1 protein-coding gene and 1 pseudogene are annotated in these 4126 nt (G+C 44.1%); both read left to right on the top strand.

Annotated features, from left to right (window positions below; genetic code table 11):
* Positions 1-214 precede the first annotated feature (214 nt).
* Complete coding sequence (locus B4J23_RS14285) at positions 215-2404, top strand: carboxy terminal-processing peptidase (RefSeq protein ID WP_004782007.1); 2190 nt, start codon at positions 215-217, stop codon at positions 2402-2404.
* A 637-nt stretch (positions 2405-3041) separates the two neighbouring features.
* Positions 3042-4126, top strand: a pseudogene (locus tag B4J23_RS14280) (diguanylate cyclase domain-containing protein); the annotation flags it as partial.

Genomic DNA, 4126 nt, shown 5'->3' with positions numbered 1-4126 from the left:
CAATGCGCCAATCATATGCGGAATCCATTTTAGAATTTTCGGGGAAAACAATACCTGAATTCTGCAATGATTTGCTACACTTTGTCAGCACAGAATATGATAAAACTACACGACATAAACATATTAAGTTGTTTAAGATGCTGAATACTTTAAGTTCTGCTCGAAAAGCAACACGGTCAAATTGGTCTTGAGGCCAAGGAAGTACGAATTATTTATGAAATTTCAAACAATAGCTTGTGCAGTTGCGATTGCGACAGGCGGATTATTTTTTACCCATGTGGTGAATGATGCAATTGCAGCTGATGGTAAAGAAGTAGTCAGCAAAGCAGTGCTTCAACCTTCTCAAGAACAGGCATTGGTATCCCGACAACTGGCAACTCTCGTTGATCGCCAACATTATTTGAATATACGTCTGGATGCTCAGACTTCACAGCGTATCTTTGATTTTTATATTGATAGTCTGGATGCAGATCACAGTCTTTTTCTGGCATCTGAAATAGAAGATTATAAAAAACGCTATGGCGCTACTTTCGGTGCCAATCTGAAAGCTGGTAATTTGTCTGGCCCTTATGAAATTCATGCACAGTATCGTGAGCGTTTAGCCCAGTTCTATACCTTTATGCTGGAAGAACTGAAAAAACCGCAAAACCTGAATCAGAAGAATGTATATATTGAAACGGATCGCGAAAAGGCGCCGTTCTTTAAAACTCAGGCTGAACAACGTGCTCACTGGTCAAAAATGCTGGTCTCTCAGCTGATTAACCTGACGATCAGTAAGGAAGAAGAGCAGGCCAAGCAAAATGCACTTAAAGCCAATCCTGAACTGGCGAATGGCCAGGATCTGACTGGGCCGGAAGATTTAACGCCTGCTCAAACCCTGACTAAGCGTTATACCCGTCAGTTAGAGCGTCTCAGCCGGATCAAGAGCGATGATGTGCTGGACAAAACCCTGAATGCAATGATGCTGACTTATGATCCGCACAGTAATTATTTCCCGCCTGTAGATGCAATGGAGCTGAACCGTCAGACTACATTGCAGCTGGAAGGGATTGGGGTGTCGATTCGTCCGGAACGTGGTAATGAAGATTACACCAAGATTGAAACCATTGTAGAAGGTGGTCCTGCCAGCAAATCAGGACAGGTAAAATCAGGTGACCGTATTGTCGGCGTTGCTCAAGACGGCGAACAGATGGTTGATGTGGTCGGCTGGCCGAGCAATGAAATTGTTGGCCTGATTCGTGGTAAGCGCGGCACCAAAGTAACGCTGAAGTTATTAGGCCCGGGTGCGACCATGGGGCAGGCGCGTAATGTCAGTCTTGTACGTGATGTGATTCAGGAAGAAGATGCCGGGGTTAGAACCCGTACCGTTGAAATCCAGCGTGATGGTAAAAAATATCAATACGGTGTGATTGAAATTCCATCTTTCTATCTGAACTATCGTGCCCGTCGTGCGGGTACCGACTACCGTTCCGTATCAGAAGATACCAACAAGGCTTTGAAAGAACTGGCTGCGAAAAATGTTGCCGGTATTATCGTAGACTTGCGCAATAATCCGGGTGGTTCACTTGAAGAAGTGGCACGTATGCTGGGACAGGTGATCAAATCGGGTCCAGTAGTTCAGATCCGTGATGGTAACGGTAATGTCAGTGTCTTTGAAGATGATGATGGCGGTGCACAAACCTATGCCGGTCCATTGGCAGTAATGGTGAACCTGGCTTCTGCATCTGCAAGTGAAATTTATTCAGCAGCAATTCAGGATTATGAACGCGGCATCGTGATCGGTAGTACCACAACGGGTAAAGGAACTGCACAGGTTCAGCTGGATAGCTTGGCGCATGGTCAGGCGACACTGACTCAGCGTAAGTTCTACCGTGTGACCGGTGGTAGTACCCAAAACAAGGGCGTGATTCCAGATATCAAGCTGGTCGACATCTATAATGAAGAGTTTGGTGAACGTAAGGCCAAAAATGCCCTAGAGTGGGATACGATTCCAACTGCGCCATTTAAACGTGAAGGTGTGGTACAGAAATATGTACCGGAACTGGCCAAGTTATCTCAACAGCGTGTCGCTCAGAACCCTCAATTCAAGTATCTGGAACAGCGTACAGCGGCCATGAAAAAAGTCGAAGACCAAAAACGTGTAGTTCTGGATCTGGAACAGCGTAAAGCTGAGTTGCTGGATATCGAGCGTAAAGCTTTAGAAGCTGAAAATGCCCGCCGTGCTGCAACCGGTCTGAAACCTTATCCAAACTGGGAAAGTTATCAGGCTTCTCTGGATGCTATGGTTGAAGCTCGGGCGAAAATGAAAGCCAAAGAGCGTCCGGCATTACCGGAAGAAGAAGCTTTTGTACTGGAAGCCGCGCATGTCTTGGCTGACTATGCTCAAGCACAGTCAAAACAGTAACTTTCACATAAAATAATGTAATTTCCAAAAACAGCCTATTTCGATAGGCTGTTTTTTTTGTGCAAATAAAATGCAATATCAATTAATTATAAAGTGCTATGTAACTAAATAAAAAAGAAAAATTTGTGATTTATGTCGAATAAAAAAGCTGGAATATTAAATTTAATCAATTGATAAAATCTCAAAGACTTCTAATATATAAGCTGAATTTTTATTTTATCGCTTCAGGGTAATTTCTAACTCCACCCCAGCCCCTGAAGGGATAAAAATATTGCAATAAATTTTGTTATGGCTTCAAGTTTGAAGCAGTCGGGATAAACTCTGAAAAGAGTATTTTGTTTTTTATAGGGCGTAAATTTAGCGGGGAATCGTGCGAATACAGCTGCGCAATAAAATAAGAATGATCGCCCAGATGGAACATTTTATATGATTCATGCTCATCATGATGTCAGTCTGCTCATTGGATCGATGGCTGTGGCATTTATTGCCTGCTATTTGACGCTTACGCTTGAGCAGATACTATTTCATAATGTGTCGCTAAGGTTGAAAACCCTTATTTTACTGATCAGCGGTGGCTTGCTGGGACTGGCAATCTGGGGAATGCATTATGTCGGCATGACGGCAGCTCATTTTCCTGATGCTTATGATATCGATACTGCACTCACCTTAAGTTCTTATATGATTGGCTTTGTGGGAGTAACTTTTGCCATCTGGCTCACCACCCGTAAAACCTTGCCTTGTGCCCGTCTGATTCTAGGTGCTGTTCTGATGGGGCTGGGCATGTCAGGAATGCACTATATGGGCATGCTGGGTCTGAATGTTAAAAATCATGTGACTGCCTATCACCCTTTATTAATGATCTGTTCGATCCTGATTGCAACGAGTGGAGCGGGACTCAGTTTCTGGGTGGTATTCAAATATCGACAGGCAGTGCAAAGTACGATCCGGATGAAGCTCGTGGTCGCGAGTATGCTCACGTTGACCATTGTCGGGATGCATTATACGGGTATGGTGGCACTCAGTTTTTATGAAGATGTCCATCCACTGAGCCAGATCAGTCATTCCCACTATGACTTGTTATTTTCAGTCATCCTGATTAGTTGTCTGGTACTGGTGGCTGCATTTGGCGTAGCCATGCTGGAGTTACGCTTTGAATCACGTAACCGTCAGCTGATGCTGGCCAATAAAGAGCTGGCGAATCAGGCGATTCAGGATAATCTTACCAAACTGCCAAACCGTTTATATCTGGTCAAATATGCACAATTGCTATTTTCTGACCGGCAGCAAGATGCCCAGCATGAAATCGCTTTTCTATACATTGACCTAGATCGCTTTAAAGCCGTGAATGATGTATTTGGCCATCACGTTGGAGACCAGCTACTGATTCAGCTAGCTTATCGTATTCATCAAATTCTGGGAGATGATACTGCTGCGCATCGGTGGCGATGAATTTCTGCTGGTGCTGGAAAATACTTCAGTAGAACAGGCCTCAAAAATATCGGAAAAGATTCTGGAGCTGATTCAGGAAAGTTTTCAGATCAGTGGTAAGACCATTAATATCTCGGGCAGTATCGGGATCGCCATGTATCCGAAGCATGGCCAGAATCTGCAAGATTTGCTGATCAATGCAGATGCCGCTATGTTGACTTCCAAGTATCAGGGACGGAATACCTATTCTGTTTTTAATTTCTCGACCGACCAGCATGAAAGCAAGAGCCAGAG

The organism is Acinetobacter sp. UBA3025 (assembly GCF_002367915.1).
Taxonomy (GTDB): domain Bacteria; phylum Pseudomonadota; class Gammaproteobacteria; order Pseudomonadales; family Moraxellaceae; genus Acinetobacter.
The sequence above is the reverse complement of the archived record's forward strand: the minus strand, read 5'-3'. Positions and strand labels throughout refer to the sequence as shown.

Excerpts from the sequence above, each read along its gene's own strand:
- B4J23_RS14285 (WP_004782007.1), top strand. The coding sequence starts at position 215 with ATGAAATTTCAAACAATAGCTTGTGCAGTTGCGATTGCGACAGGCGGA.